This window comes from Aeromonas sp. CD, from assembly GCF_033349375.1.
Classification (GTDB): domain Bacteria; phylum Pseudomonadota; class Gammaproteobacteria; order Enterobacterales; family Aeromonadaceae; genus Aeromonas; species Aeromonas hydrophila.
In genome coordinates, this window is sequence record NZ_CP137631.1 from 3,916,705 (window position 1) to 3,943,611 (window position 26,907).

Annotated in this window: 23 protein-coding genes, 11 tRNA genes and 1 pseudogene; 16 read left to right on the top strand and 19 right to left on the bottom strand. The window is 62.6% G+C overall.

The window, feature by feature from the left end; genetic code table 11:
- Positions 1-266: 266 nt before the first annotated feature.
- Positions 267-2,426: an ExeM/NucH family extracellular endonuclease gene (locus R2E40_RS18080; protein WP_318164064.1), complete on the top strand. Its 2,160-nt coding sequence runs from the start codon at positions 267-269 to the stop codon at positions 2,424-2,426.
- Positions 2,427-2,561: 135 nt separating this feature from the next.
- Here the strand turns inward: R2E40_RS18080 and R2E40_RS18085 are convergent.
- From R2E40_RS18085 to gltX, 6 genes and pseudogenes are all read right to left on the bottom strand, one after another.
- Positions 2,562-2,637 (bottom strand) — tRNA-Ala (locus R2E40_RS18085).
- 48 nt (positions 2,638-2,685) lie between these two features.
- Positions 2,686-2,761: transfer RNA gene (locus tag R2E40_RS18090), tRNA-Ala, on the bottom strand.
- Positions 2,762-2,824: 63 nt separating this feature from the next.
- A tRNA-Ala gene (locus R2E40_RS18095) sits at positions 2,825-2,900 on the bottom strand.
- A gap of 28 nt (positions 2,901-2,928) precedes the next feature.
- A tRNA-Ala gene (locus R2E40_RS18100) sits at positions 2,929-3,004 on the bottom strand.
- A 237-nt stretch (positions 3,005-3,241) separates the two neighbouring features.
- Positions 3,242-3,377: pseudogene (locus R2E40_RS18105) on the bottom strand (glutamyl-tRNA synthetase); the annotation flags it as partial.
- A 158-nt stretch (positions 3,378-3,535) separates the two neighbouring features.
- On the bottom strand, positions 3,536-4,951 hold the full coding sequence (gltX, locus tag R2E40_RS18110) for a glutamate--tRNA ligase (RefSeq protein ID WP_318164065.1): 1,416 nt from the start codon (positions 4,949-4,951) through the stop codon (positions 3,536-3,538).
- 260 nt (positions 4,952-5,211) lie between these two features.
- Here gltX and R2E40_RS18115 point away from each other — a divergent pair, with 260 nt between their 5' ends.
- The 3 genes from R2E40_RS18115 to R2E40_RS18125 all read left to right on the top strand — a co-directional run bounded on the left by R2E40_RS18115 (position 5,212) and on the right by R2E40_RS18125 (position 8,563).
- The gene (locus R2E40_RS18115; protein WP_318164066.1) at positions 5,212-7,314 is read left to right on the top strand and encodes a methyl-accepting chemotaxis protein; all 2,103 of its coding nucleotides are present in this window, start codon (positions 5,212-5,214) and stop codon (positions 7,312-7,314) included.
- A gap of 98 nt (positions 7,315-7,412) precedes the next feature.
- Positions 7,413-8,081 (top strand): LysM-like peptidoglycan-binding domain-containing protein, encoded by a 669-nt coding sequence (locus R2E40_RS18120; protein WP_318164067.1) that lies wholly within the window; start codon positions 7,413-7,415, stop codon positions 8,079-8,081.
- 272 nt (positions 8,082-8,353) lie between these two features.
- The gene (locus R2E40_RS18125; RefSeq protein ID WP_011707209.1) at positions 8,354-8,563 is read left to right on the top strand and encodes a cold-shock protein; all 210 of its coding nucleotides are present in this window, start codon (positions 8,354-8,356) and stop codon (positions 8,561-8,563) included.
- A 305-nt stretch (positions 8,564-8,868) separates the two neighbouring features.
- Here the strand turns inward: R2E40_RS18125 and R2E40_RS18130 are convergent.
- The 6 genes from R2E40_RS18130 to orn form a co-directional block, all read right to left on the bottom strand.
- Positions 8,869-8,944, bottom strand: a tRNA-Gly gene (locus R2E40_RS18130).
- A gap of 24 nt (positions 8,945-8,968) precedes the next feature.
- Positions 8,969-9,044: transfer RNA gene (locus tag R2E40_RS18135), tRNA-Gly, on the bottom strand.
- A gap of 24 nt (positions 9,045-9,068) precedes the next feature.
- Positions 9,069-9,144, bottom strand: a tRNA-Gly gene (locus R2E40_RS18140).
- Between the two features lie 33 nt (positions 9,145-9,177).
- A tRNA-Gly gene (locus R2E40_RS18145) sits at positions 9,178-9,253 on the bottom strand.
- A 25-nt stretch (positions 9,254-9,278) separates the two neighbouring features.
- A tRNA-Gly gene (locus R2E40_RS18150) sits at positions 9,279-9,354 on the bottom strand.
- A 177-nt stretch (positions 9,355-9,531) separates the two neighbouring features.
- Complete coding sequence (gene orn / locus R2E40_RS18155) at positions 9,532-10,077, bottom strand: oligoribonuclease (RefSeq protein WP_045526077.1); 546 nt, start codon at positions 10,075-10,077, stop codon at positions 9,532-9,534.
- A gap of 91 nt (positions 10,078-10,168) precedes the next feature.
- Here orn and rsgA point away from each other — a divergent pair, with 91 nt between their 5' ends.
- Genes rsgA through R2E40_RS18180 form a run of 5 tightly spaced genes read left to right on the top strand, consistent with a single transcriptional unit; the run spans position 10,169 to position 13,009 of the window.
- Positions 10,169-11,203: a small ribosomal subunit biogenesis GTPase RsgA gene (gene rsgA, locus R2E40_RS18160; RefSeq protein ID WP_039215125.1), complete on the top strand. Its 1,035-nt coding sequence runs from the start codon at positions 10,169-10,171 to the stop codon at positions 11,201-11,203.
- Positions 11,204-11,231: 28 nt separating this feature from the next.
- Positions 11,232-12,104: an archaetidylserine decarboxylase gene (asd, locus tag R2E40_RS18165; protein ID WP_318164068.1), complete on the top strand. Its 873-nt coding sequence runs from the start codon at positions 11,232-11,234 to the stop codon at positions 12,102-12,104.
- Positions 12,101-12,352: a VF530 family DNA-binding protein gene (locus R2E40_RS18170; RefSeq protein ID WP_201885436.1), complete on the top strand. Its 252-nt coding sequence runs from the start codon at positions 12,101-12,103 to the stop codon at positions 12,350-12,352. Before asd ends, R2E40_RS18170 begins: the two co-directional genes overlap by 4 nt.
- Before the next feature lie 4 nt (positions 12,353-12,356).
- The gene (locus R2E40_RS18175) at positions 12,357-12,608 is read left to right on the top strand and encodes a DUF2960 domain-containing protein (RefSeq protein ID WP_011707214.1); all 252 of its coding nucleotides are present in this window, start codon (positions 12,357-12,359) and stop codon (positions 12,606-12,608) included.
- Positions 12,609-12,610: 2 nt separating this feature from the next.
- Entirely contained in the window at positions 12,611-13,009 is a 399-nt protein-coding gene (locus R2E40_RS18180; RefSeq protein ID WP_113995604.1) for a hypothetical protein, read from the top strand.
- A gap of 113 nt (positions 13,010-13,122) precedes the next feature.
- Here R2E40_RS18180 and rclC read toward each other — a convergent pair whose 3' ends face one another.
- A complete protein-coding gene (gene rclC / locus R2E40_RS18185; RefSeq protein WP_011707216.1) occupies positions 13,123-13,692 on the bottom strand; it encodes a reactive chlorine resistance membrane protein RclC in 570 nt (189 codons plus the stop codon).
- Positions 13,693-13,734: 42 nt separating this feature from the next.
- A complete protein-coding gene (locus R2E40_RS18190; protein ID WP_017410929.1) occupies positions 13,735-14,064 on the bottom strand; it encodes a carboxymuconolactone decarboxylase family protein in 330 nt (109 codons plus the stop codon).
- Positions 14,065-14,177: 113 nt separating this feature from the next.
- Here R2E40_RS18190 and R2E40_RS18195 point away from each other — a divergent pair, with 113 nt between their 5' ends.
- Positions 14,178-15,095, top strand: coding sequence for an AraC family transcriptional regulator (locus R2E40_RS18195; protein WP_318164069.1), 918 nt, complete (start codon positions 14,178-14,180; stop codon positions 15,093-15,095).
- A gap of 60 nt (positions 15,096-15,155) precedes the next feature.
- On the opposite strand, the gene R2E40_RS18200 is transcribed toward R2E40_RS18195, so the two are convergent.
- Entirely contained in the window at positions 15,156-15,650 is a 495-nt protein-coding gene (locus R2E40_RS18200) for a hypothetical protein (protein ID WP_017410927.1), read from the bottom strand.
- Between the two features lie 171 nt (positions 15,651-15,821).
- On the opposite strand from R2E40_RS18200, the gene R2E40_RS18205 reads away from it, so the two are divergent.
- A complete protein-coding gene (locus R2E40_RS18205) occupies positions 15,822-17,795 on the top strand; it encodes a putative bifunctional diguanylate cyclase/phosphodiesterase (protein ID WP_318164070.1) in 1,974 nt (657 codons plus the stop codon).
- A gap of 67 nt (positions 17,796-17,862) precedes the next feature.
- Here R2E40_RS18205 and rraB read toward each other — a convergent pair whose 3' ends face one another.
- Complete coding sequence (gene rraB, locus R2E40_RS18210; protein ID WP_076360509.1) at positions 17,863-18,210, bottom strand: ribonuclease E inhibitor RraB; 348 nt, start codon at positions 18,208-18,210, stop codon at positions 17,863-17,865.
- A gap of 175 nt (positions 18,211-18,385) precedes the next feature.
- Positions 18,386-18,535, bottom strand: coding sequence for a hypothetical protein (locus R2E40_RS18215; protein WP_318164071.1), 150 nt, complete (start codon positions 18,533-18,535; stop codon positions 18,386-18,388).
- A 160-nt stretch (positions 18,536-18,695) separates the two neighbouring features.
- On the opposite strand from R2E40_RS18215, the gene R2E40_RS18220 reads away from it, so the two are divergent.
- From R2E40_RS18220 to R2E40_RS18230, 3 genes are all read left to right on the top strand, one after another.
- The gene (locus R2E40_RS18220) at positions 18,696-20,909 is read left to right on the top strand and encodes an immune inhibitor A domain-containing protein (RefSeq protein ID WP_412055135.1); all 2,214 of its coding nucleotides are present in this window, start codon (positions 18,696-18,698) and stop codon (positions 20,907-20,909) included.
- A 184-nt stretch (positions 20,910-21,093) separates the two neighbouring features.
- Positions 21,094-21,169: transfer RNA gene (locus tag R2E40_RS18225), tRNA-Phe, on the top strand.
- 4 nt (positions 21,170-21,173) lie between these two features.
- A tRNA-Asn gene (locus R2E40_RS18230) sits at positions 21,174-21,249 on the top strand.
- 43 nt (positions 21,250-21,292) lie between these two features.
- Here R2E40_RS18230 and R2E40_RS18235 read toward each other — a convergent pair.
- On the bottom strand, positions 21,293-21,427 hold the full coding sequence (locus R2E40_RS18235; protein ID WP_264083706.1) for a hypothetical protein: 135 nt from the start codon (positions 21,425-21,427) through the stop codon (positions 21,293-21,295).
- 225 nt (positions 21,428-21,652) lie between these two features.
- Here R2E40_RS18235 and R2E40_RS18240 point away from each other — a divergent pair, with 225 nt between their 5' ends.
- On the top strand, positions 21,653-22,930 hold the full coding sequence (locus tag R2E40_RS18240; RefSeq protein ID WP_029299141.1) for an alpha/beta hydrolase: 1,278 nt from the start codon (positions 21,653-21,655) through the stop codon (positions 22,928-22,930).
- 99 nt (positions 22,931-23,029) lie between these two features.
- A complete protein-coding gene (locus R2E40_RS18245; RefSeq protein WP_318164073.1) occupies positions 23,030-26,590 on the top strand; it encodes an ATP-binding cassette domain-containing protein in 3,561 nt (1,186 codons plus the stop codon).
- A gap of 55 nt (positions 26,591-26,645) precedes the next feature.
- On the opposite strand, the gene R2E40_RS18250 is transcribed toward R2E40_RS18245, so the two are convergent.
- Positions 26,646-26,855, bottom strand: coding sequence for a YgdI/YgdR family lipoprotein (locus R2E40_RS18250; protein ID WP_016351843.1), 210 nt, complete (start codon positions 26,853-26,855; stop codon positions 26,646-26,648).
- Positions 26,856-26,907: the final 52 nt, after the last annotated feature.

The window sequence follows — 26,907 nt, forward strand, 5'->3', positions numbered from 1 at the left end:
TCAACCAGCCGAGTCTCAATCTTCATTCTCGAGGAAAAATATGTGGATGACAGCCAGATCACATTTTCACTGACGCGACGAAATAACTGTTTTGTCATTAATTTCATACTGTTAGCCAAGTCAAAAAAACCGGCATTGCCCTCATTTGTATCCCCGTAATGTGCGTTGGCTCACTGGTATGACATGCCAGAAATGTGACAATGCGCGCCCTTGGCCGATGCGCCAAGGCTATGGAAACACTGGCAAAAAATAAAAAAGGAACAGTTATGAAAGGAACACGTACCCTGCTGTCGCTGGCCGTGGGGCTTGCGCTCGCCTCCCCGTCCGTCTATGCCGCCGGCTTCAGCTGCCCGGCCGACAGTGCCCTCACCCCGATCCCGGTCATTCAGGGCAGCGGCGACAAGAGCCCGCTCATTCCCGCCGACAAGTTCGAAAGCCCCCAGAGCGTCACGGTCAAGGCGGTGGTCTCTGGCCTCGGCGATGCGCTCAACAAGAGCAATGATCGGATTGGATTCTACCTGCTGGATGTGCAGGGTGACGGCAACCCCCAGACCTCAGACGGCATCTTCGTCTTCCTGAACGACAAGAACTTCGCCAGCAAGTACCCGGACATCAAGCCGGGTGCCGAAGTCTGCCTGGAGGCCAAGGTCGAGGAGTATTACAACCACACCCAGCTCAAACCGGTATTTGACAGCGGCACCCCGCGCCTGCAGGTCGTCGCCCAGGGCTCGGTCCCGGCCGCCATCCCGCTGCGGGTGCTGGAAAACGAAACCCTGGCCCGGGCGCTAGAGCGCCACGAAGGGATGCGGGTACGGCTCGATGCCGACAGCGCGCTCAAAATCAGCCGCAACTTCAGCTATGACTACGCCGCCCGGCGCAACAACCTGGTGCTCTCCCACCAGGCGCCGCTGATGAAACCGACCCAGCTGCACGATGCCGACAGCAAGGCCGCCAAGGCGCTGGCCAAGGCCAACGCCGGCAACCGGGTGTTCCTCGAATCGGACTTCAAGGCCGCCGACGGCAAACTGCCCTGGCTGCCGGCCTGGGAGCCTGAGCAGGGTTACCTGCGCATCGGCGACGCCCCGGTCAATCTGGACGCCATGGTGGGCTACAGCTACAACGAGTACCGGCTGATCGTGCCGCAGGATCAGGTGATCACCGCCGGCGATCTGCTGCGCACCAGCGACAACGACCGCCAGAGCGCCCCGGCCCGTGCCGATGGCACCGATCTGCGCGTCGGCAGCTTCAACGTGCTCAACTACTTCACCAGCCACTCCAGCGTGGGCGGTGCCCTCAACGTGCTGTGCAAGGATCAGGCGGATGCGGACAGCGCCAAGGGCTGCAACCGCGGCGCCAAGAACCTGGAAGATTTCCAGAAACAGCGCGCCAAGATCGTCAATGCCATCACCGAGATGGATGCCGACCTGCTCGGCCTGATGGAGATGGAGAACAACGGCTTTGACAGCCACTCCGCCATCAGCGACCTGGTACAGGCTCTCAACGCCCAGCAGAAAGAGGCGGGCAAGCAGTACGCCTTCGTCACCCTGCCCAAGGCGCTGCTGCAGGGCGAGCACTACTTCGGTGGTGACGCCATCATGGTGGCCATGATCTACCGGCCAGCCAAGCTGGCACCGCAAGGGGACGCCAACGTCATCACCCTGCCGGTGCAGAAATACCTGGATGCCAAAGGGGTCGAGAAACAGGCCTCCCAGCGTGACTCCCTGGTACAGACCTTCACCGTCGAAGGCAGCAAGGATCCGCTGACCTTGGTGGTCAACCACCTGAAGTCCAAGGGTTCAGGCTGCCTCGAGAACCTGGACGGCAAGGAGCCGGCCGATCTGCAGGGCAAGTGCACCGAGTTCCGGGTCAGTGCCGCCAAGGTGCTGGGCGACGCGGTGAGCAAGCTACCCGGCCAGGTGCTGCTGGTGGGCGACTTCAACTCCTACGCCCGGGAAGATGCGATCCGGGTGCTGACCGACTATGTGCCGACCGACGGTCAGCGCAAGATAGTCTCCGCCTCCCAGACCTTCCTCGGTGACAAGGTCTTTGAGCAGACCGGCAGCGAAGTGGCCAAGAGCTACGGCCTGGTGGACATGAACGTCAAATTCAACAAGGAGAAGGCCATCTCCTACAGCTACGAGGCCGAGCTCGGCACCCTGGACTATGCCCTCGCCAACCCGGCGCTGGCCGGCAAGGTGATCGCCGTGGCCGACTGGCACATCAACTCGTTCGAGAGCAACCTGTTCGAATACGGCCGGGACTTCACCGGCGACATGATCAAGTCGGACAACCCGTTCAGCGCCTCCGACCACGACCCCATCATCGTCGACCTCAAGCTGAAAGAGGAGAGCAACGGCGGTGGCGGAGCCATGGGTGCCCTGCTGCTGGCGCTGCTGCCGCTGGCCTGGCGTCGTCGCCACGGCTGATGACTCATCGCCATCAAACCAAAAGCCCGCAGCGATGCGGGCTTTTTATTGGCCGGCCGGCACGATCGGTGTGCCGAGCGCAAAACAAAAAGGCCACCGCAGTGCGGTGGCCTTTTCTACTTTCGTTACGAAAGATGGTGGAGCTACGCGGGATCGAACCGCGGACCTCTTGCATGCCATGCAAGCGCTCTCCCAGCTGAGCTATAACCCCAAATTCGGCACTGAATGAATGGTTCTGGCGGCCATTCATCCTCAATAATGGTGGAGCTACGCGGGATCGAACCGCGGACCTCTTGCATGCCATGCAAGCGCTCTCCCAGCTGAGCTATAACCCCACAAAGGTCGGCCTGGGTGATACACACCGCACTGCCCTGGGTACTTCATTTCAATCAGGAACCTGGTGGAGCTACGCGGGATCGAACCGCGGACCTCTTGCATGCCATGCAAGCGCTCTCCCAGCTGAGCTATAACCCCTTGGATTCCAGATTGTTCGAGGAGAATTTGGTGGAGCTACGCGGGATCGAACCGCGGACCTCTTGCATGCCATGCAAGCGCTCTCCCAGCTGAGCTATAACCCCAACTCACCTCGGCGCTACCAAAGTTATCTCCGGCAACGGAGGCGCATGATAGGCACCGACCGCTTTGCTGTCAACCCAAAAATAACGCCGATTCGCGCGTTTAGTCAAAATTCAAGCAGTTAGCCGATTTAACCGGCAATGACACAGCTATCTCGCTGTTTTATGTCACAAAACCGGCCTTTGGCCAAAAACAAAGGGCCCCCATACGGGAGCCCTTTCTCAAGCACTGGCTGGCGCTTATTCGGCGGCCATGCGCGCTTCGATGTACGCTAGGGCGCGGTCGATGCGGGCCAGTACCCGCTCCTTGCCCACCAGCGCCATCACGGCGTCGATGCCAGGGGAGAGATTACCCCAGACCGGTGACGGCAATGTGCGACGGCAAGCTTACTCGGCAGCCATGCGCGCTTCGATATACGCCAAAGCGCGGTCGATGCGGGCCAGTACTCGCTCCTTACCCACCAGCGCCATCACGGCGTCGATGGCGGGGGATAGATTACCCCAGACCGGTGACGGCAATGTGCGACGGCAAGCTTACTCGGCAGCCATGCGCGCTTCGATATACGCCAGAGCGCGGTCGATACGCGCCAGAACGCGCTCCTTGCCCACCAGCGCCATCACTGCGTCGATGCCTGGGGACTGACCCAGACCGGTGACCGCCACGCGCAGCGGCATGCCGACCTTGCCCATGCCCTGGCCCAGCTCGGCAGCAGTGGCTTCAATCAGCTCGTGCAGCGCTTCGGTGGTCCAGCTATCCAGGGCAGCCAGCTTGGCCTTGGCCAGGGTCAGCGGCTCGGCCGCAACCCCGCGCAGGTGCTTCTTGGCAGCCGCTTCGTCAATCGCTTCGTACTCTTCGAACAGGTAGCGGCTCTGGGCGGCCATCTCGACCAGGGTGTTGCAGCGCTCGGCCAGCAGGGTCACCACGTCGGCCAGCGCCGGGCCATTGCTGGTGTCGATCTTCTGGTTTTCCATGTGCCATGCCAGATGCTTGGCAACGTAAGCCGGATCCAGACTGCGCATGTAGTGGTTGTTCAGCCACAGCAGCTTGTCGGTGTTGAAGGCGGAGGCAGACTTGGAGATGGCATCCAGGCTGAACAGCTTGATCATCTCTTCCAGGCTGAAGATCTCCTGATCGCCGTGGGACCAACCCAGACGCACCAGATAGTTCAGCAGCGCTTCCGGCAGGTAGCCATCGTCGCGGTACTGCATCACGGAGACTGCACCGTGGCGCTTGGAGAGCTTGGCACCGTCGTCACCCAGGATCATGGAGACGTGGGCAAACTCAGGTACCGGCGCATTCAGCGCCTTGTAGATGTTGATCTGGCGCGGGGTGTTGTTGATGTGGTCTTCGCCACGCACCACGTGGGTGATCTCCATGTCCCAGTCATCGACCACCACGCAGAAGTTGTAGGTCGGCGCACCATCGGTACGACGGATGATCAGATCGTCGAGCTCGGTGTTGGCGAACTCGATGCGGCCACGGACGTGGTCATCGAACACCACGGAGCCTTCGGTCGGGTTGCGAAAGCGAATGACGTGCGGCGCATCGGCCGGGTGATCGTGGGCATGGTCGCGGCACTTGCCGTCATAGCGGGGCTTCTCGCCGTTGGCCATCTGGCCTTCGCGCAGCGCTTCCAGCCGCTCCTTGGAGCAGTAGCACTTGTAGGCGCGGCCGTCAGCCAGCATCTCGTCGATCAGGCCGTTGTAGCGATCGAAGCGCTTGGTCTGGTAGTAGGGGCCCTCATCCCAGTTCAGCTCCAGCCATTCCATGCCCTCAATGATGGCGTCGATCGCCTCCTGAGTGGAACGTTCCAGGTCGGTATCCTCGATACGCAGCACGAACTCACCGCCCTGGTTCTTTGCAAACAACCAGGAATAGAGTGCGGTACGGGCACCGCCGACATGCAAAAAGCCGGTCGGGCTGGGAGCAAAACGGGTTTTGACTTTCATCTTTAAGCCTTGTGTAGAGGGCCTTGGGCCAATTCGTTAAAAAAACCGTCGCATTTTAGCACCGACAATGACGGATGGGAAAACCATGCAGCCGCAGCGGGCAAAAGTAGGGGGTTGCACAGGCGTCCCAGCCGCTTGCCGCCTGATATTTGAAGGGGATCGCAAAACAAAATCCCGGTTTCCGTTTTGCTATGACAAGTGTTGGAGAGCTGCCTCCTCCGGCCGATATCCAAATAACGCTCACCAACAAGGAAGAGACGATGCAGTTCCGTTCTATCCAGAATCGCATTCTGGTGATGGCCGGGATCGCCATGACCGCCGCCCTGGTCATCCTGATCCTGCTCAACCAGTACTCGGGTCAACAGACCCAGAAGCTGACCATCAGCTCCAGCCGCGCCGCCCTGCAGCAGGAGGCATGGCAGAAGGTCAGCGCCAACGCCCGTGCCGAGGCCGCCACCATCACCCAGCTGCTGCAAAAGGGGCTCTCCTATACCCAGCAGATGGCCAGTGCCCTCGCCCTGCAGCAGGAGGGCAAACTGCCGCTGGATCGCCAGCAGGCCACCGACCTGCTCAAGGCCCAGCTCTCCCTCGAACCCCAGCTCTACGGCGCCTTCGCCGGCTTCGAACCCAACGGCTTCGACGGCCAGGATGCCAGCTTCGCCGGCCAGACGGCGCTGGGCAGTGACAGCAAGGGGCGCTTCGTGCCCTATTTCTATCGCGACAAGGAGAGCATCGGCACCGACCTGCTGCTCTCCATCGAGAAGAGCGATCCGGATGAGTTCGGCAATCCGGCCAACGACTACTACGCCTGCCCGAAACGAGAGGGACGCTCCTGCCTCATCGATCCCTTCAAGGTGGACATCAACGGCCAGCAGGTGCTGGTGAGCACCATCACCACCCCCATCATGGTGGGCGGCCAGTTCAAGGGGATCGCCGCGCTCGATCTGGCGGTGGACTCCATCAGCCGTCAGGCCCAGTCCCTCAACAGCAACATCTATGACGGCAAGGGAGAGACCCTGATCGTCAGCGCCGCCGGCGTCATCACCGGCACCAGCGGTGATGCCAGCCTGCTCGGCAGCCGCGCCGACAAGCTGCTTGGCAACGGCTGGCAGCAGTACCTCAAACCCGAGGTTCAGCGCCAGGAGCTCGACGATGCGTTTCGTATCTCGGTGCCCATCGCGGTGCCTGGCATGAGCCGCAACTGGGCCATCATCGTCACCCTGCCCTACAAGGTAGTGCTGGCCGGGGCCGACCAGCTGGAAGCCCAGCTGAGCGACATGAACCGGGCCGCCATGACCCAGCAACTGGTGGGCGCCGTCGTCGTGCTGGTGCTGGCGCTGGCCACCATGCTGGTCATTGCCCGCAGCATCACCGGCCCCATCCGCCAGATGGTCAGCCTGGTGAATGACATCGCCGATGGCGAGGGAGATCTCACCAAGCGGCTCAATACCCAGTCCCGCGATGAACTGGGGGATTTGGCCAAGGGCATCAACCGCTTTATCGACAAGCTGCAGGTGCTGCTGGGGGATGTGCTCAAGACCGCCAGCGAGGTCAACCGTCACGCCGGCGACACCGATCGCATCGCCGGCCAGACCGATACCAACCTGCAGCACCACCAGGCGGAGATGGAGCAGATGCTGACTGCGGTACAGGAGATGTCCTACGTCAGCCAAGAGGTGGCGACCCACGCCAACAACACCGCCGACTCGGCCAAGCAGGCCCAGGGGGCGGCGGATCAGGGCAAGGTCCGCTTCCAGCAGGTGATCCAGTCGATGCACAAGGTGGCCGCCGAGGCCGGCAAGGGTGCCGAGGTGGTCGAGGGGCTGGCCCACGACAGCGAGCAGATCACCAGCATCCTCACCGTCATTCAGGGGATCGCCGATCAGACCAACCTACTCGCGCTGAACGCCGCCATCGAGGCGGCCCGGGCCGGCGAGCAGGGCCGCGGCTTTGCGGTGGTGGCCGACGAGGTTCGCAAGCTGGCGGGCAACACCCAGCAGGCGGTACAGAATACCCAGGAGCTGATCGAGAAGATCCGCCACAGCTCGGCCAACGCGGTCAACGCTATCAACCAGAGCCAGCAGCTGACCCATCAGGCGGTGGGTGAGGCGGATCTGGCAGAAGAGGCGCTCGGCAGCATCTATCAGGCCATCTCCACCATCAACGACATGACCTACCAGATCGCCTCCGCCGCCGAAGAGCAGAGCTCGGTTTCCGAGACCGTCTCCGGCAACCTGTCAAAAACCAACGCACTGGCTAACGACATCGCACTGGATGCGACCGAAACGGCCAAAGCCAGCCAGGCGTTGCGCCAGGCGGCCGAGCGTTTACAGCAATTACTGGGACAATTTCGTCTCAGCTGATAATTTTCCACCTCAGGACTCTCCCCCTCGGGGGCGAGTCCGTTTACCATAGGCACGAATTTGCCTGATGGCAGGCAATGTAGTGAGAGGTAAATGCCGTGCCCACCCCGGACCGTCGCCCCCGTGGCCACAACAGACGAGCCCAGCAGCGTCGCCAAGACGAATCACAAGGATCCCTGCTCCATCGTATCAATGCCGCCACCCTGCCCCTGCGTCAACGCATCGGCCAGGGCATGAGTGAACTTGGCCAACGCGGCCAGGAAGCCAAAACAGGCAAGTTCAAGCTGGCGAGCCCGCTGCCGCGCAAGCACACCATAGGGCTGCTGATCCTGATCCCGCTCTGGTTGCTGGTGCTGGCCTGGGAGCCGGCAGTCCCCGCGCCCAAAGCCGCGCCGTCCGGTTCGCTGGCGGTCCCCATCGCCGTACCGGCGCAGGCCCTCACCGTCGGCAATGGCGCCACAGGCAGTGCACCGGCTGCTGCCAAACCGGTCGAAGAGAAGGTGGATGGCACCTGGCTGCAGCACGACGTGCAAGCCGGCGAGACCCTCTACTCCATCTTCCGCAAGTTCGAGCTGCCGGGCGCCGAGCTCAGCCGCCTGATCGCCATCGAAGGGCCTGATCGGCCGCTGACCCGCCTGCAATCGGGCCGGGCCGTGTTCATACTGATCGATGACACCCGCCGCATCCAGCGGGTCGAGATCCGCTCCTATGGTCAGGCCATCTACCGCTACGACCGACAGGGTGAAGGATTCGCCCTCAAGGAATGAAACAACGGGAGGCCTGGTGCCTCCCGTTTTTTTGACCTGAATCCATGAAATAAGCCGCTGAGTTCACAATATTTTTAGCTTGCTCAAAAAATGAAAAGTGCCAAATTGACAAGGGATCGCGCTCACGTACAATCGTTTGTGCTTTAGACAGGGATTGTTCTACATGCTACTGGGACAAATTGACGTGGTCAGTCATGCTTCAACCCCTGATTTCTAGGCAAATGCTGCCCAACAAGGCTTAGTTTCATTTTGTTATAGATAGGACTTACCACATGTCTGACATTCGCACCGGCCAAGTAAAATGGTTCAATGAGACCAAGGGTTTTGGCTTCATCGAGCAATCCCAGGGACCGGACGTTTTCGTTCACTTCTCCTCCATCCAGAGCGCCGGTTTCAAGACCCTGGCTGAAGGTCAAAAAGTCCAGTTCACTGTGACCCAGGGCAAAAAAGGCCCTCAGGCTGAGAACGTTACCCTGCTCTAAGCCACGCCAGTGAGCCTGTAGGAGGAGCCATCGGCCCTCCTATTTTTTTGCCCGCCGTTTCCCCTTCCCCGCCACGCTCACAAGCCTGCCCGCAGCAACAGCAACCCTCCCCACGACAATCATAAGCTTGCCTATAACCACAGCCCTCCCCAGCACCTGCGCACGAAGCGGCTACAGAAGACATGGGCCTGATCTGGCTGAACGCCGGGTACGACAAATCATCGCGGCGCGATGTAATGGGCAATTCAAAGGGATGATGAGAACTTCGAAGAGAGATTGGGTTCGTGAGCTTGGGGGAGAGAGATTGGAGCGGGAAACGAGACTCGAACTCGCGACCCCGACCTTGGCAAGGTCGTGCTCTACCAACTGAGCTATTCCCGCAACAGGATGTCATCTGCAAGTGATTGGAGCGGGAAACGAGACTCGAACTCGCGACCCCGACCTTGGCAAGGTCGTGCTCTACCAACTGAGCTATTCCCGCAACGGAATGTCACTTACAAATTTTTGGAGCGGGAAACGAGACTCGAACTCGCGACCCCGACCTTGGCAAGGTCGTGCTCTACCAACTGAGCTATTCCCGCAACATTAGGTTGTCTTGAGGCTGTGCTGATGATTGGAGCGGGAAACGAGACTCGAACTCGCGACCCCGACCTTGGCAAGGTCGTGCTCTACCAACTGAGCTATTCCCGCATCGGAACGTCATCAGCAAACTTTTTGGAGCGGGAAACGAGACTCGAACTCGCGACCCCGACCTTGGCAAGGTCGTGCTCTACCAACTGAGCTATTCCCGCAACTACCTTAAAACGGCCGTACAGCATTTGGTTGCTTGCGCTACTGTACGGGAGCCGAATTATAAGAGCAGACATTCCAATTGCAAGGGCTTTTTTGTCTGGTTGCGTGCGTTCGCTCAAAAGCTGGTCGAACTGTCGATTTTAACAACCGGGAGACCACAAGCCCTTGCCGCAGACTCAGATCTTGAAGACGTGGCTGCGGTAAAACTGCAGTTCGGCAATGGATTCGCGGATGTCGTCCAGCGCCTGATGGGTACCGCTCTTCTTGAACTGGTCCAGCAGCGCCGGCTGCCAGCGGCGCACCAACTCCTTGATGGTGCTGACGTCGACGTTGCGATAGTGGAAGAAGGCTTCCAGATCGCTCATGTGCTTGACCATGAAGCGACGATCCTGGCCGATACTGTTGCCGCACAACGGGCTGGTACGCTCCGGCACCCACTGGCGAATGAACTCGAGGGTCTCGGCGACGGCTTTCGCCTCATCGTGCTGGCTCGCCTTGACCCGGGCCACCAGACCGCTGTTGGTATGGGTGTTGACGTTCCAGTCGTCCATCTTGGCCAGCTCTTCATCGCTCTGGTGAATGGCGATGACCGGCCCCTCGGCCAGCACGTTCAGGTCCTTGTCGGTGACTATGGTGGCGATCTCCAGTACCACATTCTGCTCGGGGTCCAGACCCGTCATCTCCATGTCGATCCATACCAGGTTCTGCGCGCTGACTGTCATGATTGCTCTCTCTATTGGGAGGAATGGCGGAATTTTGCCAATTTGCATGTATCATACTGGCTTTGGATCTGTTCATAAACTGGCGAATCGAGTGGCAAAGAAAGCAAAACTCAATCTGGGTCAACAAAGGCGCGTCCAGGCCAACCGCGAGCGGCGGCTGCAAAAAGAGCACACCACAGTGGTAGATGACACCCTGTTTGGCCCGGCCATCGAAGGGGTGGTGATCAGCCGTTTTGGTCAGCACGCAGACGTCGAGGCAAGCGATGGTGCCATCCACCGCAGCAACCTGCGGCGCAGCAGCATCAGCAGCCTGGTGTGCGGCGACAAGGTGGTGTGGCGTCCCGGCCTCAATGCCGCGACTGCCGGCGTCATCGAGGCGGTGCATCCGCGTCACTCGGTGCTGACCCGGCCGGACTTCTACGACGGGGTCAAACCCATCGCCGCCAACATCGACCAGATCATCATCGTCTCGGCGGTGATGCCCGAGTTCTCCACCAACATCGTCGACCGCTATCTGGTGGCCGCCGAGGACGTGGAGATCCGCCCCCTGATCGTGCTGAACAAGGTCGACATGCTCGATGACGCGGCCCGTGCCCGTATCGAGCGCCAGCTCGAAACCTACCGCAAGCTCGGTTACGAGGTGTTGCTGGTAAGCTGCGAGAGCGGCGAAGGGCTCGATGAGCTGAAAGCCGCTCTGACCGACAAGATCAGCATCTTCGTCGGCCAGTCCGGGGTCGGCAAGTCGTCCCTTACCAACGCCCTGATGCCGGGGCTGGATGTATTGACCGGCGAGATCTCCGAAAACTCGGGGCTCGGCCAGCACACCACCACCACGGCGCGGCTCTACCACTTCCCGAGCGGCGGCGATCTCATCGACTCCCCCGGGATCCGCGAGTTCGCCCTCTGGCATCTGGAAGCCGACCGCATCACCTGGTGCTTCGTCGAGTTTCGCGACTACCTGGGTGGCTGCAAGTTCCGCGACTGCACCCACAAGGACGATCCCGGCTGCGCCCTGCGGGCCGCCGTCGACAGTGGCGCCATCAGCGCCGATCGCTTCCACAACTATCACCGCATCCTGGAAACCATGCAGGAAGCCCGTCACGGTCGCCAACAGGCGCGGCTGTGACCCTATTCAACCTACCTTGATGATGAACATGAGCATTACTGACAACCTGAAAATTGCCGGTCAATACTGTCTGCCCAAACACGCCCTCTCCCGCCTGGTCGGCAAACTTGCGGCTGCCGAAGCAGGCAACCTCACCACCAGGGTGATCGAGGCCTTTATCAAGCAGTACCAGGTAGACATGAGCGAGGCGCTGCACGAGAGTCCGGCCCACTACAAGAGCTTCAACGAATTCTTCACCCGCGAACTCAAGCCGGGGATCCGTCCCTTGGTCGAGGATGCCATGACCCTGGCGCTGCCGGTGGATGGCACCGTCAGCCAGCTCGGTCCGATCCAGCAGGGTCGCATCATCCAGGCCAAGGGCCACGACTACAGCGCCCGCGAGCTGCTGGGCGGTTATGAGGATCTGATGGCGCCGTTCAAGGATGGCGACTTCGCCACCATCTACCTGGCGCCCAAGGATTATCACCGCATCCACATGCCGCTGGACGGCGTGCTGGAGAGCATGGTGTTCGTGCCGGGGGATCTCTTCTCCGTCAACCCGCTCACCGCCGAGAACGTGCCCAACCTGTTTGCCCGCAACGAGCGGGTGGTGGCCACCTTCCGCACCCCGCACGGCCCCATGGCGCTGGTGCTGGTCGGTGCCACTATCGTGGCCAGCATCGAGACCATCTGGGCCGGCAACATAGCGCCGACCAAAGAGAAGCGCGTCGTGCGCTGGGATTACAGCGGCGACGAAGCCATCACCCTGCAAAAAGGTGCCGAGATGGGCCTGTTCAAGCTGGGCAGTACCGTGGTCTGTCTGTTTGGCCCGGGCATGCTGGCCGGTTTCGAGCCCCATCTGGCCAACGGGGTCACCACCCGCATGGGTCAGCCCTTTGCCAAGCTGGCGGCGCAGGCATGAGCGAGCAGCCCGCCTCCTCGCAGAAGAACAACCCGCTGCACGGGCTGACGCTGGAAGCCATCGTCACCGCCCTGGTCGAATACTATGGCTGGGAAGAGCTGGGGCAGCAGATCAATATCCGCTGCTTCACCCATGAGCCCAGCGTCAAATCCAGCCTGAAGTTCTTGCGCAAGACCCCCTGGGCCAGAGAGAAGGTCGAGAGCCTCTATCTGTACGTCCAGCGCAAGCAGGCCAAATCAAAGGAATAACGCCATGGCGTTCAAGATTACCTACACCTACGGCAAAAAAACCAAAGAGATTGGCTACGCCAACGACAAGTTCAACAGCATCTACGATGCCATTGCTGCTGCCGAGGGGATCAACCTGGCCAGCTTCCACGCCATGGAAGAGCAGCTGGCCCAGGTGTGCCGGCGCGATAAGAAGAGCGTGAAGGATTACCGGGAGAACTACTTCAAGGAGCTGGGCTTCTCCAACATCGTCATCGAGCGGGACGCCAAGGAGTAAGCATGCGCACCCTGACCCTGATGGCCGCCTCCCTGCTGCTGGCGGCCTGCAGTACCCCGGAACAACATCTGGTTGGCGCAGATCGCGACAGCCACGGCTGCATCGGCAGTGCGGGCTATCAGTGGTCGGCACTGACCAAGCAGTGCGTGCGGCTGTTCGAGCAGGGCATCCGGCTCAACCCGACCGATGCCGGCCAGACCAGCAGCGCCTTCGTGTTGTTCAACGCCGATCAGAGCCAGGCCGAGCTGACCCTGCCAAGCGGCGAGCAGCACCTGCTCACCCGCCAGGGGGCGGAAGGCAACTGGTCGTGGCAAGGCAGCGGCTATACCCTCTTCCCCTGGAAGGGCTATGTGCTCAAAGCTGGCGAGCAGACGCTGTTTCACGGCGACGTCGCCCGCTAACGCGGCAACCTTCTGCAAGCCCCCGGCCCCGCCGGGGGCTTTTTTATGCATGCCTCCCACCCCATAAAAAAAGCCGCACCCGAGAGGGTGCGGCAAACGGTAGGCAGGGTCACTCATCCACGTCTGGCCAGCAGGGTCCTGGCCGAATCCACCATGGCGATATAACCACACGCCAGCATCATGATGTCCTTCAGCACCAGCCGCCCCGCTCCCGACAGATAGGGGAAACCGTGGTGGGCATCCCCCAGCGCCGGCACCCAGGTTTCCGGCGTGAACACCAAAAAGCTGAAGGTAACGAAGGGGGTCAGAAACGCCATCAGGGCCCCGATCAATCCCAGCAGGGGAAAGCGGAAATTGGCCAGGATCAGCAGGGCGAACACCAGTTCCACCACGCCCAGGCCATGGGAATAGCCATAGGTGTTGTTCTGCTCGTGCCAGGCCCGGTTTTCCGGCACCAGCTCCCCCTCGTGATTGAGGTGCTGACGATACTGGTCCGGATGTTCATAGAAGAACGACATGAAGGGGCTGTTGGCCACGAAAGGGGTGATGCTGTCCGCCTCGTAGGGAATGAACTTCAAGAGCCCGATCCAGATGAACACGACCCCGACGGCAATGCGGCAGAGGGTCGCGCCCAGACGATCACCACCCGCGAGCACGGCCAGCAAGCGATTGAATATCAACATCCTTACTCCTCAGGGGCCGGCCGCAGCCGGCCCCGCACAGCCTCAACGATCGATGGCATCCAGCACCCGGGCGGAATAGACCATGGCGGCCCCGGCGTTCATGGCAACGGCGACGCCCAGTGCATCGGCGATCTCCGCCCGGCTGGCACCCTGCTTGAGGGCGGCATCGGCATGGACGGCGATGCAGCCATCGCAGCGGGTCGTGACGGCCACCGCCAGCGAGATGAGCTCGCGGGTCTTGCCATCGAGCACGCCGCTCTTGCTGCCGGCGGCCGACAACTGCTGATAGCCCTTGAGGGTATCCGGGCTCAGGGTGCCCAGCTCCATGACGCGGCCCATCAATTGTTTACGGTATTGATCCCAGTCTTGCATCTTGACTCTCCGGTTTGGCAGAACAGGCCCCTGCCTGCTCGATGAAACCAGTATTGCATCGAGGCCTGAGTCGTTTAATACTTTAAAGACGCAAATAACAGTCAAATAGAATCATGAACCAGATAGACCAGCTGATCAGCCAGGCCGGCATCCAGGGCACGTTCGACGTGCGCTGCCTCTATCGCGGCGGTTTCAGACTGCCCCATGAACAGAGCCCGGCCGGGGTGATGCCGTTCCATCTGCTGATGAAAGGAGAGATCCGGGTCAGCACGGCGCAGGGCGATGACGTGGTCCTGCGGCCGGGCGATCTGCTGCTGCTGCCCGGTGGCGAGCCCCATACCATCTGGCGGGAAGGCGATGCCCTGACCCTGGCCGAGCCGGGCGACGGGCTGCTGCCGCTAAGGGGCGATGGCGGCGATCAGGTGGAGTTTCTGTGCGGCGAGTACCGCTATCAGGGGCCGCTGCGACCGCTGTTGCTGGATGCCCTGCCCAGCCCGCTCTGCATCCCGCTGCTCGCCAGCGAGTCGCAACAGGCGCTGAGCCTGGTGCTCAGCCTGATCCACCAGGAGCTGCGGCGCGAGCAGCAGGGCTCGGGGGCGGTGCTGACGGCCCTCAGTCAGGTGCTGCTGGCCATGGGGTTGCGCGCCCATGCCAGCGATCCGCACGGGGCGCTTGGGCTGATCGGCGCCCTGCAGGACCCCAGGCTGGGACGTTCGCTGCAGGCCATGCTGGCCGACCCGGCCCACCCCTGGAGCGTGGATGAACTGGCGGCGCTGGCCGCCATGTCCCGCGCCACCTATTTTCGCCACTTTCGCCAACGGCTGGGCTGCAGCGTCTGGGAGTTCATGGTGCGGGTGCGGATGGTGCGGGCGGCCGAGCTGCTGCGCCACCCGGATCAGCTCCCCCTCGGCGAGGTGGCGCAGCGGGTCGGCTATCAGTCGGAGGCCTCCTTTGCCAAGGCATTCAAGCAGTCGAGCGGGATGGCACCAGGCCGCTTTCGCCAGCAGGGCTGGCCGGCCCTGCCCGGCTAGCGGGCCAAAAACAAAAACCCCGTTGCAGGCAACGGGGTTTTTGCTGGCACTCGGCGCGACTTAATTGCCGAGGGTGGAGAACAGGCTCTGTTCCAGGCTGCCGCGGGAGACGCACACCGGGGTGATGGAGGGTGCCAGCACCCGCTCGCCGGAGGACTCGACGAAGTAGAGCTGGGTGTTGCCCTTGACGTTGACGGTCGCCACGCTGTTGTTGCCGCTCTGGGTGATGATCAGGTTGATCTGCAGGTTGGGGTTGCCCAGTGCGACCTTGGAACCCATGGTACCGCAATCCAGCCACTCCAGACCGTCGGCCGAATTCTCGACGTTGGCGGTCATCAGGCCAGAGCCGCGCTGGCTGTTCTCGATGTTAAGACCGTGATCGCCAAACCACTTCTCGGCACGGGCCCACACCAGATCCACCGGGATCTGCATCTCCTGGGTGTTGTTGGTCGCCTTGGCTACCGGCGGGGTATAGCGGTACTGTTCGCCGCCATTGTTGTCGCTGGCACAACCGGCCATCAACAGGGCCAGTGCTACTCCCACAATCTTTTTCATGCTGCTTCTCTCATCCATATAATCCGGCCATCGGCCGACCGGCGGCTATTATGGCGTCAGCGACACAGACTGTCAGCAGGGATCGGCAGAAATGAGTCAGCCTTAACCCAAGCTTTACAAAACCAGCCTGCTATCATAGATTTGCTCGAAATTTCCCCCGTGAGTGTCTGTGTGAACTCCTTGCTCACCCTGCCCCTGCTGCAGCAGATCATCGACCAGCTACCCATGAATATCTTCTGCCGGGATACGGATGGGCGCTACCTGTTTGCCAACCGCGCCTTCACGGAGCAGGCGGGCCTGCCGCAACCGGCGGATCTCATCGGCAAGACCGATGCCGACATGCCCTGGGGCGACATCTTTCGGGAAGAGGATCTGCGCCTGCTGGCGGAGGGCAAACCGCTGCTCTATCAGCAGCTGCACTGCAGCAGCGGTGATGCCACCAGCTGGATGGAGATCCACAAGATCCCGCTCTACGACGGGCAAGGCAAACCGGTGGCCCTGTTCGGCATGGTCAATGAAATTGGCCAGCGCAAGGAGCTGGAGCAGACCTTTCGCCAGCAGCAGCTGCTGCAACGCCGCCTGCTGGATGCCATCCCGGATCCGATCCGGCTGGAAGACCACCAGGGGCTGCTGATCGACTGCAACCAGGCCTTTCTCGACTTCATGGGCATGGTGGCGAGCGAGGCGCTCGGCCAGCGGGTCGCCCACCGCCTCTCTACCGAGCTGCCGATGGGGCGCGGTGAATACTGCCTGGTGGATGCCAACGGCCAGGGCCGCCATCTGGAAGTGACCCGGGTCGATGTGCCGGATGACGAGGGCAACTCCCTCGGCATCCTCACCCTGAGCCGCGACATCACCGGGCTGCGCACCACCCAGGCCCAGCTGCAGCAGGAGCAGCACTACGACAGCCTGACCGGCCTGCTCAAGCTCTCCCACTTTCTGCAGACCAGCCGCCATCTCGGCGCCCGCAAGGCGAGCCTGGTGCTGGTCGATTTGCAGCACTTTCGCGAGATCAACGACCGCTTCGGCATCCGGGTCGCCGACCGGCTGCTCAATCAGGTGGCCCGCCGCCTGCAACAGCTGGCCCCGCCCCAGTCGCTGGTGTGCCGGGTCGCCGCCGACGATTTTGCCATGCTGCTGCCCGAGCTGAGCGAGCCGTTGACCAGCTGGAGCAGCCGCCTGCAGGGGGCGCTGATGGTGCCCTACCAGGTGGAAGAACACAGGATCCAGATCCCGGTGTTCCTCGGCATCGCCCACGGCAAGGCCAACGACGCCGAGCGCCTGCTGAGCCACGCCGAAGCCGCGCTGGCCCAAGGCAAGCGCCAGCAGCAGCACTGCACCCTGTTCGACCCAGAACTCGATGCCAAGCTCAAGCGCCGCCAGCTGATCGCCGCCCAATTGCCGCTGGCCATCAAGTCCGGCCAGCTGACTGCCGTCTACCAGCCCATCATCAGCACCCGCACCAGCCAGCTGCACGGGGCCGAGCTGCTCTGCCGCTGGCCCCACCCCGAGCTCGGCATGATCTCGCCGGACGAGTTCATCCCGCTGGCGGAGGAGCTGGGGCTCATCGGCCTGCTCGGCAGCCACATGCTGGAGCAGGGCTGTGCCCAGCTGGCCCGCTGGCAGGTGGCGGCACCGGATCTGGTGCTCTCCATCAACCTGTCGCCGCTGCAATTTCGCGACCCCGAGCTCTGCCCGCAGATCTTCGCCTGCATCGAACGCCACGGGCTCGCCCCCTGGCAGCTGGAGCTTGAGATCACCGAAGGGGTGCTGATGGAGAATGCCGACGAGATTGAGAGCAACCTCGCCAACCTGATCGAGGCGGGCTTTCAGCTCGCCATCGATGACTTCGGCACCGGTTACTGCTCGCTCGCCTATCTGCCCAGACTGCAGGTGGCCACCCTCAAGCTGGACCGCAGCTTCACACAAGGGCTGGCCACCAACCAGGCGACCACCGCCATCGTGCGCTCCGTCATCGGGCTGGGTCACGAGCTCGGCATCAAGATCACCGCCGAAGGGGTAGAGACACAGGAGCAGCAAGCGTGGCTGGTGCAGGCCGGCTGCGATCGGCTGCAGGGCTACCTGTTCAGCCGCCCCCTGCCCCCCGCCGAGTTTGCCCGCAGCTACCAGCTGCCGGAGCAGTAAGCCAGCAACAACAAGGCCACCCGAGGGTGGCCTTGTTGTTTTTGCAACGCGTGCGTGAGCGGGCGCCTTACTCCTGGAAGTAGGTGCCCCAGCCGTCGTAGTCCACGCCGTATTTTTCGAGGATGGGCAACATCTTGGCGATGTCCGCGACTATGGTCTCGATGTCCAGCTTGCACTCGGTGGTGGCGTCGAAGCAGAAGATGGTGGCGCCGTCATCCAGCTCCATCTCTTCGGCATCGGTCACTTCGAAACCGGCCTTGAACAGGTCGACCGCCGCCTTCTCCAGCAGATCGAAATCCTGGCAGGCAAAGTGGTGCTCAATCTCGTATTCCAGATCCGGGTTGCTGCCATCGGCCAGCAACTCGTTGACGATGGCGGTGGTCTCTTCGCGCCACTCTTGCATATCAAGACTCATATTAACCCCAGATGCGACTGTGTTGGTATCAAATGCCCGCGCGGGCGGGCGCCGTATTGGCTGCGCCCCTGCCCCGTAGGCATGGTTGCGGCAAAGCATACCCGCACAGCCACCTTGGCTCAATGCGGCAAGCCAAGATAAGCAGCTGGCAGCGGCCACCCCAAATGGGGTGCCATCACAAAAGGTTAATAAAGCGTAATCTTTTGCCGGGAATGAATTGCTCCATATGGAGCTTCAGCGAGACACGAGAAAACCGCACAACCCCCGCAACAAGCCGTTTGAAATCAGCAGGATCCACCAGCAGCACCCCGGTGACAAAGGCCATGGACGAGGTGTATCAAGGGACGCGGGCGGAGCACTGCCCGTACGGAAAGAGGAGCCAGCCAGGCTCCCTTTTTATCATGTGAAGGAGCACATAGATAATGCCTAAAAAAACAATAATGAGCCTGCTTGTCGGCTCAACCCTTATGATTGGAAACCAGGCCATGGCCGCCCCGGTCCACGGTCCGTTCGATGCCCCCTTGGCCGACGAGGTGAAGGTGCTGGAGATGCTCAAGAAGAGCGGCCGCATCCCCACCCTGGCCTCCCCCGAGCAGGAGCAGGCGGCCCTCGCCAGCTACTATCGCCAGAAGTCGCGGGCCTATCAGGGCAACAGCGGCACCCTGGCGGTGAAAGAGGGCAAGGTGCGCGAGACCATCCTCAAGAAGATCCGCCTCAACGGCACCGCCCGTCCCGGTGATCGGGTGCCCACTCTGCTGCTCAAGGCCATCGAGCGGGAGCACTACCAGGGCCAGATGCGCAAGGACAAGATCCTCGCCATCCTGGTGGACTTCCCCGACTATCCGAAGAACAGCGTGCGCCCCGAGCTCACCAAGATGTACTACCCGGATTACACCCCGGCGCACTACAACGACCTGCTGTTCTCGTCCAAGGGCTATGCCGGCCCGAACGGCGAGCGGTTCATCTCCATGCGCCAGTTCTACGAGCAGCAGTCCGGCCAGAGCTACAGCGTGCGCGGTCAGGTGGCGGGCTGGTATACCGCCGACAAGAACGCCGCCTACTACGGCGCCAACGCCACCCCGAACACCATCCGGGAGCTGGTGAAGGAGGCGCTGATCCAGGTGGCGAACGACCCTGCCATCGATCTGGCGCAGTTTGACCAGGAGGATCGCTACGATCTCAACGGCAACGGCAACCGCAACGAGCCGGACGGGCTCATCGACCACCTGATGATCTTCCACTCCAGCGTCGGCGAGGAGGCCGGTGGCGGCGATCTCGGCGAAGACGCCATCTGGGCCCATCGCTGGAATCTGGGCGCCCCCTACCCCATCCCCGGCACCAGCAGCCCGAGCCAGAACTTCGGCGGCCAGTTTGCCGCCTACGACTACACCATCCAGCCCATCGATGCGGCGGCCGGGGTCTGTGCCCACGAATATGGCCACGATCTGGGGCTGCCGGACGAGTACGACACCAAGTACACCGGCAAGGGGGAACCGGTGGCGACCTGGTCCATCATGTCCTCCGGCTCCTGGGCCGGGGTCATCGGTGGCACCGAGCCGACCGGGTTCTCCGCCTGGGCCAAAGAGTTCCTGCAGGCCTCCCTCGGCGGCAACTGGCTGCACGGCAGCAACGTGCAGCTCGCCGATCTCGGCCCCCGCGGCAACGTCTACATGCTGGATCAGGCCAACGACAAGGGGCGCAACGACGACGTGGTGCGCATCAACCTGCCGGCCAAGCAGATCCCGCTCAACCCGCCCTACGCCGGCCAGTACCAATACCATGGCGGCAAGGGCAACAACCTCGACAACCGCATGAGCCTCAAGCTGGATCTGAGCGGCAAACAGAGCGCCAGCCTCGGCTTCAAGGCCTGGTATCAGATTGAAGAGGGATACGACTACGCCCGGGTGCTGGTCAACGGCCAGCCCATCGCGGGCAACCTGACCACCAGCGACGATCCCAACGGGGTGGGCTTTGGGATCGGCATCACCGGCAACTCCAACGGCTGGACCGATGCCGAGTTCGATCTCACCCCCTGGGCCGGTCAGCAGGTCACCCTCACTCTGCAATACCAGAGCGATGGCGGCGTGGCCGAAAACGGGCTGTTCGTGGACGAGCTGCAGATCCTCGCCGATGGCGACACCCTGCTGAGCGACGGGGCCGAGGGCAGTTCTGCCTTTACCTTGGCCGGCTTTGTGAAGAGCAACGGCAACGAGGCCAAGGATCACTACTACCTGGCCGAGTGGCGCAACCACGCCGGGGTGGACAAGGGGCTGGCCCACATCAACGTGGCCGACCAGCTGATGCGCTACGAACCGGGCATGCTGCTCTGGTACGTGGACAACAGCCAGGCCAACAACTGGGTGGGTGTCCACCCGGGTGAGGGCTTCCTCGGGGTGGTGGATGCGGATCAGCGCACCCTCAAGTGGAGCGACGGCGCCGTGGCCGGCACCCGCTACCAGATCCACGACGCCACCTTCAGCCTGGGCTTCCAGCAGCCACTCAACCTCAAGCACCCGAGCGGCTCCCTGCTGCGCGACTTCTGGATCACCCCGAACCGGGTGTTCAAGGATTCCCGCAGCTACCAGAGCAAGGAGATCCCGGATGCCGGTCGCCTGCTGCCCGAATACGGGCTCAAGATCAGCGTCACCGGCCAGGCCCGTGACATGAGCACCGGGCGGATCATCGTCAGCCGCCACTGAGCACGACAGTTGTGACCAGGGGGGACTCAGGCCCCCTTTTTTATCTGCTGACCTGCCGCCCAGGATAAAAACGGGCCAAACCGCCCAATAAACGCCCTGATTGCTCACTTGTCGAGCGAACAGTCCGACTATCTGCGCCCTGCGGTTGACACATCCGTTCAGAAAGGGTTTAATGCGCGCCGTTGCCCAGATAGCTCAGTCGGTAGAGCAGGGGATTGAAAATCCCCGTGTCGGCGGTTCGATTCCGTCTCTGGGCACCACAATTCCTCCTTAGTTCAGTCGGTAGAACGGCGGACTGTTAATCCGTATGTCACTGGTTCAAGTCCAGTAGGAGGAGCCAAATTTAAAAAGCCCGCTCATCGAGCGGGCTTTTTTCATTTCGGTCAGCTGCCGTTGCAGGTTGCCAGCAGCAGGGTCGCTCCGCAGGTGGCACTGAACAGCAGCAAGCCGGTCTGCAGCATACCCTCCGGGTTTACCCGTTTCTCTTTTTTGCGAAATCGTATCCACTTAGGCTTCATCAAGCCCACCTCGTCCTGTTACGACCCCTGCCCCGTCGGCAGGCGAGCCATCTTTGTGCAGCCGCCCGGCGCCGTCAACTCCCTTGCCGACAATAAATTCATCACGCTGCCACCGTCCGTTTTCCCTTCGTGACAATGTTAACAATTTGGAAAACCGGCGTGACCCGTTCCCACGCCGGGGCTATGATGAGGCCGACGATTTTCCTACCCTCAGGGAGACCCCAGATGAGCAGCCCGTTGCGTTATGTGCTGGATGGCATCCATTGCGAGCCCCGCTTCTTCACCGTGCCCCTCGACCACCAGCGACCGGATGACGAGGAGACCCTCACCCTGTTCGGCCGCACCCTCTGTCGCCAGGACCGGCTGCACGACGATCTGCCCTGGCTGCTGTTCCTGCAGGGTGGGCCCGGCTTTGGCGCCCCGCGTCCGACCGCCGACAGCGGCTGGATCAAGCGGGCCCTGCAGGAGTTTCGGGTGCTGCTGCTCGATCAGCGCGGCACCGGCCACTCCAGCCCCATCAGCGCCGAGGCGCTGGCCCAGCTCACCGCCCCACAGCAGGCGGAGTACCTCGGCCAGTTTCGCGCCGACAGCATAGTGCGCGACGCCGAGTACATTCGCGAAGTACTGAGCCCGGGGCGCCCCTGGAGCCTGCTCGGCCAGAGCTTCGGCGGCTTTTGCAGCCTCACCTACCTCTCCCTGTTCCCGGACAGTCTGCACGAGGTCTACCTCACCGGCGGGGTGGCCCCCATCGGTCGCCGTGCCGACGAGGTCTACCGCGCCACCTACCAGCGGGTGGCGGACAAGAACCGTGCCTTCTTCGCCCGCTTCCCCCACGCCCAGGCCATCGCCAACCGGCTGGCCAACCACCTGCACAGCCATGAGGTGCGCCTGCCCAACGGCCAGCGTCTGACGGTGGAGCAGTTGCAGCAGCAGGGGCTGGATCTGGGTGCCAGCGGCGCCTTCGAGGAGCTCTACTACCTGCTGGAAGACGCCTTCATCGGCGAGCGGCTCAACCCCGCCTTCCTCTATCAGCTGCAGGCGATGCAGCCGTTCAACACCAATCCGGTGTTCGCCATCCTGCACGAGTCCATCTATTGCGAAGGAAGCGCCAGCAACTGGGCGGCTGAGCGGGTGAGAAGCGAATATCCAGCCCTGGCCTGGGCGCCGGGCAAGGATTTTGCCTTCACCGGCGAGATGATCTTCCCCTGGATGTTCGAGCAGTTCCGCGAGCTCATCCCACTGAAGGAGGCCGCCCACCTGCTGGCCCAGAAAGCGGACTGGGGTCCCCTCTACGACCCGGCGCAGCTGGCCCGCAACACCGTGCCGGTGGCCTGCGCCGTCTATGCCGAGGACATGTACGTGGAGTTCGACTACTGCCGCGACACCCTCAAGGGGCTTGGCAACAGCCGCGCCTGGATCACCAACGAATACGAACACAACGGCCTGCGGGTCGATGGTGAGCAGATCCTGGATCGGCTCATCCGCATGAATCGGGATCGCTGATCCCGCCGGGCTCGCGCCCACAGCAAGACGACAATATCGAGGGCGACCCATGAGTCGCCCCGCCCCTCTGGAAGCAGCACAAAATAATAAGGACACCCATTGGATCATCCGGAAATCTCGGCCGGCTGGCTGAGCCGCCTCTTCTATCACTGGACCGGCCCGCTGCAGCGCAAGGGGCTGAGCGAGCCCCAGGTCAACCTCGACGATCTCTATCCCCTGCTGCCGGAAGACAGGCGCGATGGCCGCGCCGACGCCTTCCTCGCACTCACCGCCGCCCAGCCGGTGCGCTCCTGGCCCATCACCGCCTTCATCTGGCGCCATTACCGCGGGCGCATTGGCCTGCTCACCCTGCTGCAAATGTTCGGCATGCTAGCCACCCTGGCCAGCCCCTGGCTGCTCAACCACAGCATGACCCAGCTCGGTGCCGGCGCCCCCACCGAGCAGAAATTGCTGCTGGCGTTCGCCCTGTTTGCCTCGGTGCTCGCCTCCGGCATGCTGGCGGAGCACTCGCTGCAACTGGCACTCAAGATGCACGTGCCCATCCGCCGCCTGCTGGCCGAGTCCCTGCTCGCCAAGGTGATGAAGCTGGGTGGCAAGAGCTTCGACGACCGGGCCGGTGGCCGGGTGCAGAACCTCATCAACCGGGACGTGTGGGACATCACCTGGATTCTTGCTGATCCCGCCATGCCGCTCACCATGCTGCTGCAACTGCTCGGCACCATCGCCCTGCTGGTGTGGCAGGTGGGCAGCGCCGGTCTGGTCGGCTTCGCCGTGCTCACCCTGCTGCTGCTCATCTCCACCCGGGTGGTGCGACGCATGAACCAGCAGGAGCAGCAGCTCAAGCGTCAACAGGACGAGCGCAACGGCATCCTGGCGGAGTACATCAAGAAGCTGCGGCTGGTGCGCCAGAACGGGCTTGGCGCCTTCTTCACCCGGGCCGCCGGCCACAAGCGCCAGCAGGAGCTGGGGGTGCTGGGGCGAGTGCTCAGGCTCGATGCCATCAACGAGAGCCTGATGCTGAGCACTCCGCTGCTGGTGACCCTGGCCACCTTCACCACCTATCTGGTCTCGGGCAGAGAGCTCACCCTCCCCCAGGTGTTCACCACCATCGCCCTGTTCACCGTGCTGCGCATCCCCATGATGCGGCTGCCCTACCTCATCCGCACCCTGATCAACTTCAACACCGGCTTCAACCGGCTGTGCGAGTTCCTCAACAGCCCCGAGCAGCACCGGGATCTCACCGACCCCAACTTGCCGGTGGGCGGCCTGCGGCTCGACAACGTCACCGCCCTGCACCAGCAAAAACCGGTGCTGGAGGGGATCAGTCTGCACATCGAGCCGGGAGAACTGGTGGGGATCACCGGTGCCACCGGGGCGGGCAAGAGCTGCCTGCTGCACCTCATCGCCGGCTTCGACAACGGCTTCGAGGGCAGCATCCGTCGCCACGGCCGGGTCGCCCATCTGGGCCACAAGCCCTGGCTGATGAACGACACCATCCGCAACAACATCCTGTTCGGCCAGCCCTGGCATGGCGAGCGCTATCGCTGGGTGCTGGGAGCCTGTGCTCTGGGCGCCGACCTCAGCCTGCTCAGCCACGGCGATCAGACCCTGGTGGGCGAGCTCGGCACCCGCCTCTCCGGCGGCCAGCAACAGCGGGTCGCGCTGGCCCGCGCCCTCTACGCCCAGGCCGACATTCTGCTGCTGGACAACCCGCTCTCGGCGCTCGACCCCATCGTCTCGGCCCAGGTGCTGGAGCAGGGGCTCGCCTTCAAGCCGGGGCCGACCCGGCTGCTGGTGAGCCATGACCCGGACGTGCTGGCCCACTGCGATCGGGTGATCCGCATCGAGCATGGCCGACTGGTGGAGCTCGATGCCCACCAGCTGGCGGATCTCATCCAGCATCCCCGCCCCACCCCGCCGGTGCCGCCTCAGGAGGCGGAGCAGTTCAGCGAGGAGAAGGTGGTGGAGGGCAAGGTGGACTGGGGGCTGTTCGGCTTCATGTGGCAGCGCCTGGCCGCCCCCGGCGCCATCCTGCTCGCCCTGCTGCTCACCCTGGGCCAGGAGGGGCTGCGCATCGCCTCGGATCTCTGGCTCGGCGGCAAGGCCGGGGTAACCGGGGTGAGCGAGCTGCTCGGCATCTATGTGCTGCTGGGGGCTGGCTCTCTCACCTGCATCATGGTGGTGCGGGTCATCAACTACAAACTCGGCCTCAAGCTGGCCTGGACCCTGTTTGACGGCATGCTGGGGCGTATCAGCCGTGCCCCCATGGCCTTCTTCGACAAGGTGCCGCAGGGGCGCATCCTCAACCGCTTCGATCGGGATCTGGGGGAAGCCCAGGAGATCCTGCTCTCCATGCTGATGGGGCTGTTCGGCATGCTGGTGTCGGTGGCGCTGCAGGTGGTGGTGATCGGCATCAACATGCCGCTGTTGCTGCTCATCGCCCCCCTTGTGGGCTGGGCCCTCTACGTGCTGCAGCGCCGCTACCGGGCGGTGCAGCTCAAGCTGCGGCGACAGGCGTCGGTGCTGCGCTCGCCGCTCTACATCAGCATCAGCGAGACCATCCGCGGTGCCCCCGCCCTGCGCCTGGCCGGGGCCGAGCGCTTCGCGCTGGATCAGGTGCTGCTGCACTATGACAACAACCTGCGCAGCTGGTACACCACTACCTCCATCAACCGCTGGCTCGGCATGCACCAGACCCTGCTCTCCGCCGCCCTGGTGGGCGCCGTGGCGCTGATGGTGGCCTTTGGCAACAGCTCGCTGCTGGGGGCCGTGGCCATCACCTACGCCTTTACCGCCTCCGCCATGCTCAACTCCCTCATCCGCACCTTCGCCGAGGTGGAGCAGGTGATGAACGCGGTGGAGCGGGTGCGCGAATACAGCGAAATAGAGAGCGAGCGTCAGGAGGGGGAGGCTCTCGCCACCCCTCACCCTGCGGTGCGTTTCGACAACCTGGGGCTGCGCTATCCGCAGGCCAGCCAGTGGGCGCTGCACAAGGTCAACTTCGAGCTGGCCCCCGGCGAGAAGGTCGGCGTGTGTGGCCGCACCGGCGCCGGCAAGAGCTCGCTGCTGGGGGTACTGCAGGCCATGTATCCCGCCTCCCAGGGGGAGATCTACTACGGCGAGCAGCCGCTGTCCCGGCTGGCACCGGAGGCGGTGCGCGATCTCTACGATACCGTCTCCCAGATCCCGCTCACCTTCTTTGGTACCCTGCGCGCCAATCTGGCTCCCCTGACCGAGCATGACGACGCGGCACTGGAGCAGGCGCTGGCCCGGGTCGGGCTGGCCGAGCGCTGCGCCGGCCGGCTGGACGAGGAGCTCGACAAGCTGCAGCTCTCCGCCGGCGAGACCCAGCTGCTGGTGATCGCCCGCATTCTGCTGTCGCGCCGCCCGCTCATCGTGCTGGACGAGGCCACCTCGGATCTCGATCACATCGGCATGCGCAAGATGGCGGAGCTGCTCTATCGCTACCGGCCCGAGGCCAGCTATCTGGTGATCGCCCACCATCTGGAGCCGCTGCTGTCGGTGGACCGGGTGGTGGTGATGGAGGCCGGCACCGTGGTGGAGCAGGGCTCGCCGGTGAGCCTGCTGGCCAACTCCCACTCCCGTTTCCACCAGCTGTTCGTGGGTCAGGTGAACCGCCAGGTGCCCCAGACGGTGTGAGGACCGAAAATGACAAGGGCTGCCCGCGGGCAGCCCTTGTTGCTTGAGGAGAGCCTCAACGCTCCATGATCTGGGTGACGTCATCCTTCTTGATCATCACCTCCCGCCCTTCGGTATCGTAATAGCGGTACATGCCGGTGCTCTCGTCCAGCTTGGGTTTGCTGTCGGTGGTGATCATCTTGCCATCCTTGGTGCTCATGATGTACTGGGAGCTGCACGCCACCAGTGCCAGGGCACACACCAGGATCATCATCAGTTGCTTCATCGCCTGTTTTGCCTCCCGCTTCACCCTCACCACGAGGGTGGTGTCTGAAGCC